Annotated in this window: 12 protein-coding genes; 6 read left to right on the top strand and 6 right to left on the bottom strand. The window is 53.3% G+C overall.

The window, feature by feature from the left end; all coding sequences use genetic code 11:
• Positions 1-31 precede the first annotated feature (31 nt).
• From Q31b_RS13810 to Q31b_RS13795, 4 genes are all read left to right on the top strand, one after another.
• Positions 32-457, top strand: coding sequence for a hypothetical protein (locus Q31b_RS13810; protein WP_146600264.1), 426 nt, complete (start codon positions 32-34; stop codon positions 455-457).
• Positions 458-896: 439 nt separating this feature from the next.
• Complete coding sequence (locus Q31b_RS13805) at positions 897-1655, top strand: glycosyltransferase family 2 protein (protein WP_146600263.1); 759 nt, start codon at positions 897-899, stop codon at positions 1653-1655.
• Positions 1656-3284 carry a hypothetical protein gene (locus tag Q31b_RS13800; protein WP_146600262.1) on the top strand — a complete coding sequence of 543 codons (1629 nt, stop codon included), beginning with the start codon at positions 1656-1658 and terminating at the stop codon, positions 3282-3284. It abuts the gene before it with no gap.
• 70 nt (positions 3285-3354) lie between these two features.
• Entirely contained in the window at positions 3355-4542 is a 1188-nt protein-coding gene (locus Q31b_RS13795) for a GIY-YIG nuclease family protein (RefSeq protein ID WP_146600261.1), read from the top strand.
• 69 nt (positions 4543-4611) lie between these two features.
• Here the strand turns inward: Q31b_RS13795 and Q31b_RS13790 are convergent, their stop codons facing one another.
• Positions 4612-4944 (bottom strand): hypothetical protein, encoded by a 333-nt coding sequence (locus Q31b_RS13790; RefSeq protein WP_146600260.1) that lies wholly within the window; start codon positions 4942-4944, stop codon positions 4612-4614.
• Positions 4945-5398: 454 nt separating this feature from the next.
• Here Q31b_RS13790 and Q31b_RS13785 point away from each other — a divergent pair, with 454 nt between their 5' ends.
• Positions 5399-6067, top strand: a complete 669-nt coding sequence (locus Q31b_RS13785; RefSeq protein WP_146600259.1) for a zinc metallopeptidase — start codon at positions 5399-5401, stop codon at positions 6065-6067.
• Between the two features lie 165 nt (positions 6068-6232).
• Here Q31b_RS13785 and Q31b_RS13780 read toward each other — a convergent pair whose 3' ends face one another.
• From Q31b_RS13780 to Q31b_RS13770, 3 genes are all read right to left on the bottom strand, one after another.
• A complete protein-coding gene (locus Q31b_RS13780; RefSeq protein ID WP_146600258.1) occupies positions 6233-7054 on the bottom strand; it encodes a PP2C family protein-serine/threonine phosphatase in 822 nt (273 codons plus the stop codon).
• Between the two features lie 103 nt (positions 7055-7157).
• On the bottom strand, positions 7158-8000 hold the full coding sequence (locus Q31b_RS13775) for a serine/threonine-protein kinase (RefSeq protein ID WP_146600257.1): 843 nt from the start codon (positions 7998-8000) through the stop codon (positions 7158-7160).
• Between the two features lie 225 nt (positions 8001-8225).
• Positions 8226-8702 carry a hypothetical protein gene (locus tag Q31b_RS13770; RefSeq protein ID WP_146600256.1) on the bottom strand — a complete coding sequence of 159 codons (477 nt, stop codon included), beginning with the start codon at positions 8700-8702 and terminating at the stop codon, positions 8226-8228.
• 205 nt (positions 8703-8907) lie between these two features.
• Between Q31b_RS13770 and Q31b_RS13765 the strand changes: the two genes are divergently transcribed.
• Entirely contained in the window at positions 8908-9969 is a 1062-nt protein-coding gene (locus Q31b_RS13765) for a CNNM domain-containing protein (RefSeq protein WP_146600255.1), read from the top strand.
• 252 nt (positions 9970-10221) lie between these two features.
• On the opposite strand, the gene Q31b_RS13760 is transcribed toward Q31b_RS13765, so the two are convergent.
• Positions 10222-11604: a serine/threonine protein kinase gene (locus tag Q31b_RS13760; protein WP_146600254.1), complete on the bottom strand. Its 1383-nt coding sequence runs from the start codon at positions 11602-11604 to the stop codon at positions 10222-10224.
• A 1-nt stretch (position 11605) separates the two neighbouring features.
• Entirely contained in the window at positions 11606-14566 is a 2961-nt protein-coding gene (locus Q31b_RS13755; RefSeq protein ID WP_146600253.1) for a hypothetical protein, read from the bottom strand.
• Positions 14567-14572 lie beyond the last annotated feature (6 nt).

The following is a 14572-nucleotide window of genomic DNA, read 5'->3' as shown; positions in this document are numbered from 1 at the left end:
GGAGAAACCAGCAAAAAGAAAAACTGACAATTTGGCACAAAAAAAGTGGTTCACAACAAACGGCTCCATCCTAGAGGACATTTTTACAGGCTTTGTGGAATGGGTGGTGCAATGGTGGGCGAGTGTTCAAAACGACTCGACAGCACTTGCCAATGCGACATTCCCAAAATCGGCTCTTAAACGCAATAGAAAAACCGAGGGATTGAGACGAGTGCTTCAACCCGAGGCGATCTTTAGCGTTGGCAACATTTGCCGTTTGGCCGTCGGCACCGTTTTTTCCAACAGAACCGCGGCGAACCAAAACGGCGAACCCAAAGCGGTTAGGGATGCAGCACGGGGGCTTGGTCACCGCTTGATTTTAGGCTTGGCAAAAGAGTGGCTCGGGCAGCTTGCCCCGCAGGTAGCTGCGACTGGAAGCCACAGCGACGAAGATTCTTCCCCTATTTCTTCGTTGTGACAAACCACGAGGCGGGAAATTTTCGTGGTTAGACATGGATATAACTCAGGGCGATCGAACTCAGGGCGATAGAACTCAGGGCTTGCCGTCGCCGAAATCGCTGGGCTTTGGATGGCATTCATTGCAGCAAACCAATCTCGGGCGAGATCGGCTACCCCCTAAATTTGATTTTCGAGTTAGCCGTTTGGGCCTTAACCTCGTTTTTTTCCACGGAACCGGGGCTAACGGCCAAACGGCTATGACCGGCGCCAAGGGCTCAAACGGCTCATGTTGCCAAACCTAGGTTGAAATGTGGGGGAAGCACGAGCAAACCTAGTTGGAACACCTTTTGCTGGACAGAGGATACTTCGACAATATGATGAAGGGCTTAACCCTTGATTAGAATACCGTTAAGTTACCCGCCCAAGAAATTTGAGAAATCAACGAAATCTGAGAACCTATGACGAAATGCGAACGATGGCTGGCTGCTATCCCCGTCTACAACGAGGTTGATACAGTCAACGACATTCTTAATCAGGTCACCCAATACGCCGAGGAGGTGTTGGTGGTCGACGATGGATCGAGCGATGGGACGAGCGATCTGCTTCGTGCTCGCGATGACGTGCACGTCATCCACCATCGATCGAACCAGGGTTATGGAGCCGCCCTTTGCAGCGCGTTTGAGTTTGTCATCGATGAAGGCTACGACGGCGTTGTCACCCTCGACTGCGATGGGCAACACCAACCCAAGCGGATCCCCCGGTTTATCGAAGCGGCAGCTGTGGCCGATATCGTTTCGGGTAGCCGCTATTTGAAGAAATATGCTGGCGATAGTGAACCGCCTGCGGAAAGGATGTTCATCAATCGGCGTATCACTGGCGAATTGAACCAACGTTTAGGTCTGAATTTGACCGATGCGTTTTGCGGGTTCAAGGCTTACCGAGCCTCTGCAATTCGTGAGATGCGTATCACCGATACCGGTTATGCGATGCCATTACAACTTTGGGTAGAAGCCGTTGCTGCAAATTTGCGGATCATCGAAATCCCCGTCCCATTGATCTACTTGGACTTGAGTCGATCGTTCGGCGGATCGCTTGATGAATCGGAAACTCGCCTACGGTACTACAACCAAGTGCTCGATGATGCAATCCGAGTCGCGACCGAACAAGGGGCGACGTTTGACCGTTTGCCATCCCGCCCAAGTCACTCGACCGGTTAGGTGCTATCTTTGAACGTCGCTGAAACCTTTCGTCCCTACCGTGCTCCGAAAAACGATGGGGAATCGTTTGCCGATCCAAGTATCGATGAAGCAGGTGGGTTGCTGCGCGAAAACCTAACGCGGTTAAGTCTCGATTCCGCAGAGTGGCAATCGCTACGCCACGAAGCACGCCAACAACTGATTAGCGATGCGGTGCGTTACACGTCGACCTACCGACGAGTCGAGTTGACGGTGAATCGCGAGACCGCACCGATCGTGATGGCAGGCCACCAACCTTCACTTTTCCATCCGGGCGTTTGGTTTAAAAACTTTGCCCTCGACCATATTGCAAAAGCGAATGATGCGATTGCCATCAACTTGGTCATCGACAACGATGCCGCATCCGGCAGCTCTATCCGCGTTCCCACCATCGACGAAATTTCCGGCGACTACACTCTGAAAAACATTCGCTATGACCGGTTCGGCGGCGGGGTGCCTCATGAGCAAACGACGATCAGCGATCGAGCACGCTTCGATCGTTTCGACGATGTGGTCAGCAAAGCGGTTGCACCGATCGTCGACAAGCCAATCATAGGCCCCTTGTGGAAGCATGCCAAAGCATCGGTCGAACGCTGCGGAGTGGCGGGCTGCGCTCTCGCTCAAGCGCGTCATGCTTTGGAGGGCGACATCGGGCTATCGACTCTCGAATTGCCTCTCGGGGTCGCTTGCCGAGGACGCGTGTTCGCTGTGTTCTTGTTGAAGATTTTGTGCGACGTCGATCGCTTTCAGGATATCTACAATTCCCAAACCGATCTCTATCGTGAAGCCCATGGGATTCGAAGCCATGCCCATCCCGTCCCCAATTTGGCTCGCGAAGATGGTTGGATCGAGGCACCGATTTGGATTTACAGCGACGAACAACCACAACGAAAAGCGGGCTGGATCAAGTGTGAGGATGGAGAACTTGTGATCAGTAACCGTAGCGGACTGAGTCATCGATTTAAGTTTGGTCCAGATCACCCCTGTACCTCCGACGAAGTCGCCTTGGCCTTGGCGGATGCGAACACAAACTCGTTCAAGATTCGTCCACGCGCTCTACTGACGACCATGTATGCTCGAATGATTTTGAGTGATCTGTTTTTGCATGGGATCGGTGGCGGGAAGTACGATCAGTTGGGCGATCGAATCGCCGAACAGTTCTTTGCGATCCGTCCGCCCCAGTTCATGGTCGTTTCGGCAACGATCCAATTGCCAGGCGAGTCGCCCGAGGGCCTCGATCCAGCGATTCGCGTGCTCAGACGAAAACTCCGTGATATCGATTATCAACCCGAACGATTTGCGGACAAAGCGGAATTGGATGAGGGCTTAATCGAAGAAAAACGGCGTCTGATTCGAGACATCCCTGCGAAGGGACATCGCCGAGAGTGGCAACGGCGAATGGAAGCAATCAATGCCGCACTCTCGAGTCAGCTCGAATCGGTTCGCTCCGAATTACGCTATCAATTAGCCTTATTGCTTCGTCGACGCAGTTCGCTAGCAATTCTAAAGAGTCGTGAGCATCCATTTTGCGTTTTTAATCTGGATAGACTGGTGGACAGTTACCGTAAAATGTTAGACAAAAAGGGTGGCAATGAGGTAGGCTTTCCGTGATTTTTCGTAGCGAAAGTCATGGCGACCAGGGCTACGAAAGTACTTTTCATCTTTAAACAAACGATAAAGCATGGATGCAATGTGGCTCGAGCAGCCGATGTTTGGCTTTGGAGCGGATTCGCTCAACCCTCACGGCGAACGTCCGCTCGAAGCGATCGGTGGCATGAAAAAACGAGAGCTTCGCGACGAAGTGACTCGAGTTTGCCCTTCCGTTCCTGGTGTCTATGGCATGCTCGACCGCAAAGGTCAATTGATCTACGTCGGCAAAAGCAAGGCACTTCGTTCGCGTTTACTTAGCTATTTCGCCGACTCGAATGCGCAAGAAAAGGGTGGTCGCATCATCGATAACACGCGAGCGATTCAGTGGGAGACTCAGCCGAGTGAGTTCGCGGCATTACTAAGGGAGCAGCAACTGATTCGGCGGTTCACACCACGTTGGAATGTGCAGGGCGTCCCCAAACGTCAACGACCGGTCTACCTCTGCCTAGGCCGCCCTCCCGCAGCCTACTTCTTCTTGGCCAGTAAACCACCCAAAGACTGCACGGCGATCGAAGGCCCGTTCTTCGGACTCGGCCGAATGCAGAAAGCCGTCGACGGTCTCAATAAAGTTTTTAAGCTTCGCGATTGCAGTCAGAAGCAAGCCTTTCATTTTCGGGAACAACTGCAATTGTTCGAGCTTGACCACCGCCCCGGATGTCTGCGTCTCGAGCTCGGCACCTGTCTCGGACCTTGTGCAGCAGCTTGCAGCCGTAGCGAGTATCAGTTGCACGTCAATGCTGCGGAGAGTTTTGTCGACGGGTTCAACGATGAACCGATCACTGCCCTTTTGGAAACGATGGAGCAAGCAGCGGCAAATCGGCAGTATGAGTTAGCCGGGAGTGCCAAAGAAACGCTGAAGTCACTCCAATACGTCCACCGTCGGTTGTCGATGTTAGCGATCGCGCGTCGTGAGTACACCTTTATTTATCCCGTTGCAGGATTCGACAATTGTGGCCGCTGGTATTTTATTCACAGTGGTGAAGTCGCGGATGTAGCGGCAGCCCCTGTCAGCGATGCGGATTACATCGCACTCAAACCCAAGCTAAAACAATGGCGAGCCGCGGCAGCAAACCCGGTCGACCGAGGCCACGGAGCTTATCCGCATACGCTAGGGCTCGTGACGTCTTGGTTTCGAAAAAATCGCCAAGAACTAAAACGGGCTTTTGCACCGGAAAGAGCCAACAGGCGATTTCGTCAGCAATTGGCCAAGTCGGCGTAGACGGGGCCTGATCTCCGTTGTGTAACAAGACGTTTGCTGTTCTTTCGCGGCCTTACGCGAGAGCCCCCTTTACGCGAGAGCCCGTTCATCGGTGTAGAGGTCTAACATTTGGCTTTGCACCTTGACAGCTCGCAGCAGCACCCACAATTGGTCGGGCGTGAACTGGACCGGTCCGGAGCTGCACATTTGATCGAGTTCCGCAGCGACGGCGGCGTATTGATCGGCGGCGGCCTCGAGCCGAAAACTGGCGTTCCTCCATGCTGATAGCAACGCTTCGTCGTCAAGCAATTTCTCGACGTTTTCGGTTTGGATGAGTATTAAAAGGCTTAGTCGTGCGACTTCGATCGCATGCAACTCGGGCCGTAAGTCGGCGAGTCGTTTTGCAAGTTCGTGACAAGTCATGACGGAGGAGTGATCCCTTGGCAATCCGTTTCCACTGAAACGACATTCTTGTCGCTTCAAAACAGAAACGATTGGCTTTGATGAGAGGGCGATACACGGGCTAGCGACGCTGCTGCTTTCGTCATCGTCAATAATCCATCGCTGCTACGAAGCAAGCTGAACCGACAAACATCGTGTTTGAAATGACGAAACGATTTTACTCAAAGTTAGGTCACAAATTGCGACCATGCAAACAAATCGGATGGTTGAGCTGGGTTTTGTCCGATAGGGGGTTTTGACCGATAGGGGGGCTTCCCCCCTCCGGCAAAGGTTAGCCCCGTTTTCGGACAAAACCCCAAACGTTTGGTCTAGTAGTTGCGTATAATGAGTCACGCAAGGCGTTTGGGGCTGTCTTTTTGGCATCTTTCGGCGCCTTTTTCCACAACAACCCACAAATCTCGACGAGAGTTTTCCGATGATGCTTTACCTTTTGTTTGTCATTCCTCCATTCTTGCTGGGGCTTTACGCTCAATGGCGAGTGAAGTCGGCTTTCAAGCAAATGAGTCAAGTTCCGTCGCGCATGACGGGGTTTGAGGCCGCCCGATTGATGCTCGATCGTGGTGGGCTCAGCAGCGTTGGTATCGAGCGAATCGATGGAATGCTCAGCGATCATTATGACCCGCGTGCCAAGGTACTGCGTTTGAGCAGCGATGTTTACAATGGCCCCAACATGGCGGCTGTCGGTGTCGCGTGTCATGAAGCGGGACACGCGTTTCAGGATGCCACCCATTACGCACCGTTGGTGATTCGAAACATGGCGGTACCGGCAGCGAATTTTGGTTCGGGTGCAGGCATGTGGATGCTGTTCGGCGGTATGTTTTTCCGAATCGAACCATTGGCTTGGCTCGGCGTCATCTTGTTTTCTGCGGTTGTGTTTTTCCAATTGATCAACTTGCCCGTGGAGTTCAATGCGTCGTCGCGAGCGCGCGAGGAATTGGTTGAGCATGGGATTATTGCGGCAAACCAAGAGCATTACGTGGCAAAAATACTCAATGCCGCCGCTCTCACCTACGTCGCGGCAACGCTGCAAGCCGTCATGACGCTCGCCTATTACGTCTTCATCCTGCTCGGTAATCGACGCTAACCCGGTTAATTCGCAGAGTGATTCTCCAAGGATTCACACAAAACTCTTTCGCTCTAACGAGCGACTCGAATTTTGACGAATCCTGAGAATCATTCGGGCTAAGGATCATTCGGGCTAAGAGAGGAGTGTTGGCTCACGAAGTGTGCGTCACTTGGCAATCCGCCGTTAGGACTTTTGCGAGTACAGCAATACGGTCAAATCGTCCGGTTTGCCTGGAAGCTCGTCCGTGCGTCCGTTCATTCGGTCATCTGCGAAACCGATCAACGCTTCCATCTGTTTCCGAGGATCCCCATTCTTGATCTTGCTAACCACTTCGCTGATGTGCAAGTTGTCGAACAATCCATCGGAAGCGATCAGCACACGGTCGCGCGGTCGCAACGTTTGTGCGGGGCCCACGCCGATATGCATCGTCGAAGATCCAACCAAGTTGGATACGACGTGTCGCTCGTCGTGAATCATCGCGGACTCCTCGTCGAGCAATCCCGATTCGACCGCATAACCAACGGGCGAATGAGAGGTGGATCGCCACTTCAGCATGCCACGTTGCCCGACGATCATCGTCATCGAATCACCAACGGTGTAGGCTCTCGCTTTTGAGTCGACAATCTCAACGACCGATAACGTCGTTGCGGCTCCGACGCCGAGATCCAAAATGTCTTCATTCGCCTTTTCAATCGCGTCCAAGATCGGAGCCCGTAGGTCCACGTTCCAATCGGCTGCCAAGACCGCTTCGGCAATACACTCAACCGCGATCGCGGATGCTTTATAGCCGAGCGGACAACCACCGACGCCGTCAGCGACCGCCATGACGATCGCCCCCGAAGCCGCCCGGATGACGACGGCACTGTCGTCATTGGGTTCTTCTTTGCCGGGGCAACGGCGAGCGATTGCGACCACACACCCACGGAGCGTTGCAAGCGATTGCGACTCGAGCATATCGCTCTCGACGAAAAAGTCTCGCTGCGTTTCAGGCATCGTGGTCAGCATGATCGTACGGTGTTGAAGGATTGGTCGCAAAAAGGGGCGCGGATCCTGCTTCGTTCCCTTTCTCGCCGCGAAAGCCGACGATCAAACAGGCTCCACTATCATTCTAGCTTGTTGTTCGGTGTCGGCGAGAGTACCGGATCGCTTTCAAGCGAGTTTGTTTGACAGCCGCTAGCATTTGCCCGGCGTCTCGATAGCGTTTGCGCGGGGTCACCAGCAAAGATTTGCGGATTATGGCGATTAAATCACCATGGGCGCGGCGGCGCAATGCTGCGTTACCCGCCATAGGCCATTCGAACGGATACTCAGGCCATTTCCCAGAGAACAGTCGATAGGCGATCAATCCGATCGAAAAAACGTCCGATCGAGCAGAGGGTTTTCCCATCGCTTGCTCCGGAGCCATGTAGCCGACCGTACCCGTTCCCGATCCGCTAATCGTTTTCTGAGTCGCCTTGGCGATCCCAAAATCAGCCAGCTTGATTTGGTTGTCGTCGAACATCAATACGTTTTCGGGCTTGATGTCACAATGGATCACGCCCTGTTCGTGAGCGTAGGCGACACCCTGAAGAAGTTGAGTCAGAATATCAAATGCCAAGTCAAAACCCATTCGGTTCTGCAGACGGTCACTCAAGGTTCGTTCGGCCATCGGTGTGATGATTACGAAATGGTTCTCGACAAACGTTGCATCGCGTATCGGCAAAATATTGGGATGGTCCAACTGGATCGTCAATCTCGCTTCGCGGCGAAATTCGTCAAGCAACGTGGGTGAGACCAATTCGGGAGAGGGAATCTTTAACGCGACTTTGATCCCTAACAGGGTGTCGAATGCAGCATACACGGTTGCGAAACCGCCCACACCCAACCGTCGTTCAATACGGTACTTGCCAAGTCGCGATCCAACCCGCACCGCCGTTGGTCCAGTCGTCGCTTGTTTCGATTTTACTGGCATGGACATTTTTGGAAGGACGACCGAAGCGAACAGGATTGGAAAATGCCTTTTCGACAGGCGATTGCCGTATTATTCCTTGTGCAATGACAAAGGAAAAGCGGAATCAATCGATTTTTGCACGAAAGCGACAAAACGTCTGGCGTGCAAGCTTGCTGCCCCCGTTTAGGCAAGTGGCAGCAAATTTTCTACTTGTCTTAGGGCGGCAAGGATGGTCCGTCGCTCGCCTCACAATTCTAACCGCTCGCTACGGTCAAACGCTTTCGGCGTCGGATGCGGAATTTCGCCTCGCCGCACCTTTGCTTTCTCGGTCAACAATCGCAAATGCTCCGCCAAATACAAATTTGGAACGATCGTATCGTCTCGGCGAAGACGGTATAGGATACAACCTTTTCGGCGAATGTAATACATGCCGTAGACCTTCGCCACGAATCGTTCTCGTTCCATATTAACGCCAACCGTTTCCACCGAATCGCCAATGTCGATACCGTCCGTTTTGACCTTCAGCCAGAGACACGGTTTCAACCGGAAGCGAGTCGATCCGTACGAGTAGTGATAATAGGCACCGTCAAAGTGTTCCCGCCGCATCACTCGTTCGCTGGGAATAAGTTTGAGGACGATTTCGTGATCGTCGGGATGGACAAAATCGTATCCATTTTCGGGCCATCGCGGGAAGCATCCGAAATCGGGTAATTGTGGACCCACCGTTTGTTACCTCGATAAATGATTTAGGTCGCGAAAAAAAATGCCAGTCAATGAAGCATTAAATAAGAAGCCGAGCGGTTCCGATAAACCGTAGCACCAAGACCAGAACGATGCCGACCATTGGGCGAGTTTCGCTATTGCTACCAGTATACTATGCTTTGCGGGTTGATTTCCACTTGGCCCCAACTCGCGAAACGAACGACGGATGCAACATTTCTTTCTTTTTCTGTATTTGGCAATCGCCATCGGATTTTCGTTTTTGTGCTCGATCGCGGAGGCAGTCCTACTTTCGATCACCCCCAGTTTTCTGGCCGAACGCCGGCAAGATTCCAGCAAATCGTCAATCCGAATCCTACGGCTTAAAGAGAATATCGATCGACCGTTGGCGGCAATCCTGAGCCTCAACACGATTGCCCACACCGTTGGCGCAGCGGGTGTCGGTGCTCAAGCAGCCAAAATCTATGGCGACCAATACGTAGGTGTGATCAGTGCAATCTTGACGCTGTTGATCCTGGTGCTTAGCGAGATCATCCCCAAAACGGTCGGAGCACTCCATTGGCGACGGTTGGCCGCACCGGTCGCCATCTTTGTGCAAGGCTTGATCTATTTGATGTGGCCTTTGGTTTGGATGTCCGAATTCCTGACCAAACTGCTGTCCGGCAATAAGGATCAAAAGCTTGTCACGCGAGCAGAGATTGAGGCGATGGCGGAACTGGGCAGCAGCGAAGGGTTACTACAAGCGCGTGAATCGCGAATCCTTCGCAACCTTCTCAAACTCGACTCAATCACCGTTGGCGATGTGATGACACCGCGAATGGTCGTCATCAGTGCTGAGCAAACCAAGACTCTTGGCGAGGTAGCCGAAATCGTCAAGAAGTGGCCCGTCTCACGTGTGCCTCTGTATCATGATCGCCAAGACCATGTTACCGGTTTTGTTCTAAAAGATGAAATACTTGTTGCGATTGCTTCGGGCGATGACGAACAACCGCTAGCGAACTTTTCTCGACCGATCGAATCGGTGCATGAAGCCGATTCAATCGCCAGCGTGTTTGATTTGCTGTTAAACAATCGTGCCCATATCGCATTGGTGGTCGACCAATTTGGTGGCATGGAAGGAATCGTGACGCTTGAGGATGTCGTCGAAACACTGCTCGGACTGGAGATTGTCGACGAGCAAGATCAAGCGGTTGATATGCAACAACTAGCCCGCGAAAAATGGAATGCGAGAATCAAGCGACAAGGCGTTGAAGCGGAGAAGCGTTCGTAGTGGGGTTTGGTGGGGTTTGTTGAAATTCTCAATGCTGCAGGATCTTTAACAAGATCCACTACCGCCAACCCGAGCTGCAGGATCTTTAACAAGATCCACTACCGCCAACCTGAGCTGCAGGATCTTTAACAAGATCCACTACCGCCAACCCGAGCTGCAGGATCTTTAACAAGATCCACTACCGTCAACCCGAGTTTTTAGGCTCTTCGGAAGAACGGGTGGATGGGAAAAATGCTGCGTCAGGTATCAAGCTTACATCGATTCTCGGATCAAGTACCCAATGATCGCACCCACCAGCAAACTGATGGGTACCGCGATTGCTAACGTCAGAGCAATCGGCAGCAGCAGACTCGGGGAGTCGTTTTTCTTGAGATTGGGATCCAGCGATACGCTGCCGGTTGGCGGGAAAACCAGATCGGATCCGGTTCCGATTTCCGGCTGCATCGCAGACGGTAAATCTTGATCGGACGCGGCGCCCGATTGACTTAACGCCTCCGAATACCCGGCAGAGGTTGGATCGAGGTCTTCGCCATGGTCACGCGACGGCGGTGGCTCTTTCGGTGGTGGCGGTGGTGTCCAAGAGCGACGATCGATCGGACGATCGATGAATTCCATCGTCGCAGCAGACCAGGGCTCGAGCCGCTCGGCAACCTCCGCAGCCGATTGGATTCGCTTGGCCGGATCCTTTTCCATCATGTCAGCAATGACATCAACGAAATCTTCTGATAATTCCGGGACAAACTTGCGAGGGTGCCACGGCGTTTGTTCACAATGGCGTTTGCATTTCGATTTGACGTCGCCGCCAGGAAAAGGCACTTTGCCAGTCGTCGCGTAATAGAGCGTGCATCCAAGGGAATAGATATCGCTTAGCGGGTTGACTAGCGAAGGCGTGCGGATCTGCTCGGGTGACAAATAGTCTGCAGTGCCGACAATTTTGCCAGCACGCGGATCGTCAATTCCGCCAAAGTGATAGCCTGCCAACCCGATGTCGGATACCTTCGCATGCCCGTCGGGCGTCACCAATATGTTCCCAGGCTTCACATCACGATGGACCAAGCCGAGATCATGAGCATATTGAAGTCCCATCGCAGCTTGCGAGATGACCCCAGCGGCATGGTTCATCGTCAACGGACCATTGCTTCGAACCAACTTCCGCAGATCGGTCCCCGGGACATACTCGGTCACCAAATAATGAACGTTACCGTCTTGCCCCGCATCGTAAGCACGGACGACGTAAGGGCTATCGAGTCCCGCTTGCAAACGGATTTCACGAACAAATGCCGTGCGTGATTCCGAAGTCAACTTTTCGAGCGGAAGTGTTTTCACGGCGCACTCACGACCCATCACACTATGCACTGCCTTGAAAACTTGCCCCATGCCTCCTTGGCCGATCCATCCGGTGATGAGGTAGGGACCGAGCGTAAACTTCGTCCGACCGCCGCGTAGTTGGTTGACCTGGTACTCCGTCACTTGACCGCTTTGCACCAACAGGTCAGCGATCGCTTCGTCATCGTTTGCCGATCCGACCGTCTCGACAACTTGTTTCCAACGCTCGGAGGACACCAAGCCACTACGGATTGCCGCATCCTTGAACGAGGTTTTGGCAGGCTTCGGTTTTGATCCGGCAGATTCCATACTAAAACTCGATCAAACAATCGGCGACTTCATGGGATCGCAATTCGAGTTTGACACAATCATTGTCGACCGCTAATAAATCATTCTCCGACTTGTTTGCAAACGCTTGCATCGGATCCTGCAGAGGTTCGAAGCTGCCATGCTGTATTTTAATTGCCCGTTTGACTGGCCTGCAAAACCGAAGGGCTGACGTGATTTTTCGTGGTTTTGTTTGAATCAATCGCACCAACGCAAACAGTGTTCCGCTCGAATCGGTCCACGCTCGTAGGTCCGTCAGCAGCACCTCTTTGGGAGCAACATGAATGAGCCAGCCACGTGAAACGTTGGCATCGACCGATTCGACAGTTGCCGTGATGGGGTCCTCGAAAACACTGCGTGCGACGGAAACAGGATTCTTGACATCGAATCCATAATGAATCTTGTACTCCCTTTGTGTTTCACCTTGGACGAACAGGAGCGTATCGAGAAAGCGATCATCGACGCGGCGGTGATAGGCTAAGCCAGCAGAGGCGACCAGGGTTTGCCGTTCCGATTCGTCTAGGATAACGCCCAGCGGCGATACCATCGAACGTCGCGATGGCTTCTGGATTTTATCTCGCAAAATCAATCGCGGCATCATCGCTTCGGAGGCGACGGCTGTGCGGAGTGCGATATAGTTCTTCCAGGGATCCTGTTTACCAAAGTCGTTGCGAAGCGGTTCAAGTTTTACAGAAACTTCCAAAACCCGACTGCCCCGTTGAAGTTGATAAGCCAGTACAAAATTAGCGAGTCTTTCGCCGGCGGCATCGACTAACGAGCCTGAAGATTCGATAACCCCCAAGTCAGGCCGCGATACTTTTGTCTCGACAGTATCGGCCTTCATCACGATCGTGTTTTTATCTTTTTTCGGCGTTCCAGCGATTTCAGAGACCAGCCGAAGTGAAAAACGATTGCCGCGTGCTTGGCCGCAGTAAACGCCTTTTATGCCGCCCGATTGCGCATCGATCGCAACTTCCATAAACGCATTTTGAAGCAGATGTTCGACGGCGATTGGCTTTCGAATTGCAGCGGCAGAACCAAATGAGAAAACGTCACCAAGCCGTTTTTTTAACGAGCGGGCCGGCGAAGATCCAGCGTCTTGGTTTCGAATGACCGAGAACCCAAAAGCGGAAACGTCGGCGGTCACAATCGATTGCTTGCCATGACCGCTCGCGGCGTAGACATGCTTATCCGCATGAGGGGTGCCGTCCATTTCGACATTGATGCGGCGGGCTGCGGAGGTCGGGTTGAACAAGCAAATGTTCGAGTTGCCGGATGCAGGTGTTAATCCCACCGTCCGCAGGCAATCCGATTTTGGATTCGCGACGCTGGGTTCTTTCGTGTGATCTGCGGCACTTGAAACGGCACCGATTTCCTTGCCGTTTGCCAAGGTCACTAGTGCCCGCAAGTTGGCGGCGTTTTGTTCTACAATGGCACGGCGCGTTTGCGCGATAATCGCCGAAAGCGGGTTCGCTTCGCCAGCGGCCACTTGATCCTTCAAGGTCAAATCGGCACGCTCGCTGGTGGAAAGCTTGTCGTTGTGGTGATAGGGTTGTTCGCCATGCCGAAAAAAATCGTCAAGCGTCCACATGCGTCCGAGTACCAAACTCCACGAAGCGGTACGTTGGACGAGTTGGAAGGTATCGCCTTCGGTCCCCGGCCAATGAACCATTAACGCCGCTGCGATTTCGCCGCGATCGATCGATTGGCCCAGATCAGCCATGAGATCCAGGAAAGCGACTTCGCTCGAAGCATCGATCGGTTTCGCGGCGAGCGTTTGCAGGTCCACGCCAGCAATGCTTTGCACGACTTTGGCTTCGTCGGCGAATCCTGTCGCATTTTCGAAATCGTTCGAGATCATTCCCGAAACGCCCAGCGAAGCGATCGTGCTGACGAAATCGCGTGGCGTTGAACCGCTGTAGCGAGCATAGACGGGAGGAGCGATTTCTACCGCAGCGGAGGTCTCTTCGAACGCTTGGAGAATGTGCCGCTGGGCATCGGTATACGTTTTCGTTGAGAGTGAAACATCGCTGGTTGGGCCACCGCCAGCCCATCCGAGTGATTTGTTTTCAAAACATGCTCGTAGTGCTGCTCGTTTTTCGGGGTCGGCGACGCGCAGATTCTCGGCAACGCCCGCATCGATCAGCACGTTCCCAGGAGTCGGCAAAACCCCTTCCAACTCTGACGGTTTGCCAGCGCTCGGCAAGTGGTCGAGAAAGGTATCGAGAGTCGATGCCGACAACAGAGTTAGCTCGATCAAATGAGGATCGGATGCAAAAAAATGATCGCGTTCTTGTGCCAAGCAATCGAAAGCGTCGTGCAAGGCGGCAGCGGCGGCATCCGCAGCGGGCGACATCGCTTCGCAGTCGCTGTCGTCCGCTTTCGCCCTTCCGGTGAAAGCCTCGGCTGCCTGTAGCACGCACGACTCAAAGTAGATTTGATCCAAGTTGCTGGTGTACCGAAGTCGCCGCGTCAGCACTTGGACTTGCAGGTAAGCGTAACCTAATGCAAAGAAGTCTTCGATACCGATCGTCCGATGCTTCGCTTGCAGCGGACGATGGTTGTACCGATCATCGAGCGGTATTCGATCGAGCATCTCGGTTCGCGAAGGGCCGGTAATCCAAAGGACCGAATCGCTATCCGCGTTGGCTTGCTCGTAATCATCCGGCAACATCGACAAGCTCGACTGCGGCACCGCGATGACTCGCGGTTTGACGGGCGAGTCCGATTTCGTGTGCTCCGTTACCGAGGTGTCTTTAGCCGACGGTGGCTCGTCCGCCCGATACCAAGTTGGCATCGCTGCGGAGCCAGCGATCAGCTGCGGATGCCAAAGCACCGTCCAAGCCGCCAACAAGCTACGAGCGTCGGATTCAGGAATCCCGACCGGAAAATCTTCTAACGTTGAGGTGGGGAGGAGAACAAAGCACTCGTCGTATAGGGGCACGCTCTG

The organism is Novipirellula aureliae (assembly GCF_007860185.1).
GTDB lineage: Bacteria > Planctomycetota > Planctomycetia > Pirellulales > Pirellulaceae > Novipirellula_A > Novipirellula_A aureliae.
The sequence above is the reverse complement of the archived record's forward strand: the minus strand, read 5'-3'. Positions and strand labels throughout refer to the sequence as shown.

Excerpts from the sequence above, each read along its gene's own strand:
- Q31b_RS13805 (WP_146600263.1), top strand. The coding sequence starts at position 897 with ATGACGAAATGCGAACGATGGCTGGCTGCTATCCCCGTCTACAACGAG.
- Q31b_RS13795 (WP_146600261.1), top strand. The coding sequence starts at position 3,355 with ATGGATGCAATGTGGCTCGAGCAGCCGATGTTTGGCTTTGGAGCGGAT.
- Q31b_RS13790 (WP_146600260.1), bottom strand. The coding sequence starts at position 4,944 with ATGACTTGTCACGAACTTGCAAAACGACTCGCCGACTTACGGCCCGAG.
- Q31b_RS13785 (WP_146600259.1), top strand. The coding sequence starts at position 5,399 with ATGATGCTTTACCTTTTGTTTGTCATTCCTCCATTCTTGCTGGGGCTT.
- Q31b_RS13780 (WP_146600258.1), bottom strand. The coding sequence starts at position 7,054 with ATGCTGACCACGATGCCTGAAACGCAGCGAGACTTTTTCGTCGAGAGC.
- Q31b_RS13775 (WP_146600257.1), bottom strand. The coding sequence starts at position 8,000 with ATGCCAGTAAAATCGAAACAAGCGACGACTGGACCAACGGCGGTGCGG.
- Q31b_RS13765 (WP_146600255.1), top strand. The coding sequence starts at position 8,908 with ATGCAACATTTCTTTCTTTTTCTGTATTTGGCAATCGCCATCGGATTT.
- Q31b_RS13760 (WP_146600254.1), bottom strand. The coding sequence starts at position 11,604 with ATGGAATCTGCCGGATCAAAACCGAAGCCTGCCAAAACCTCGTTCAAG.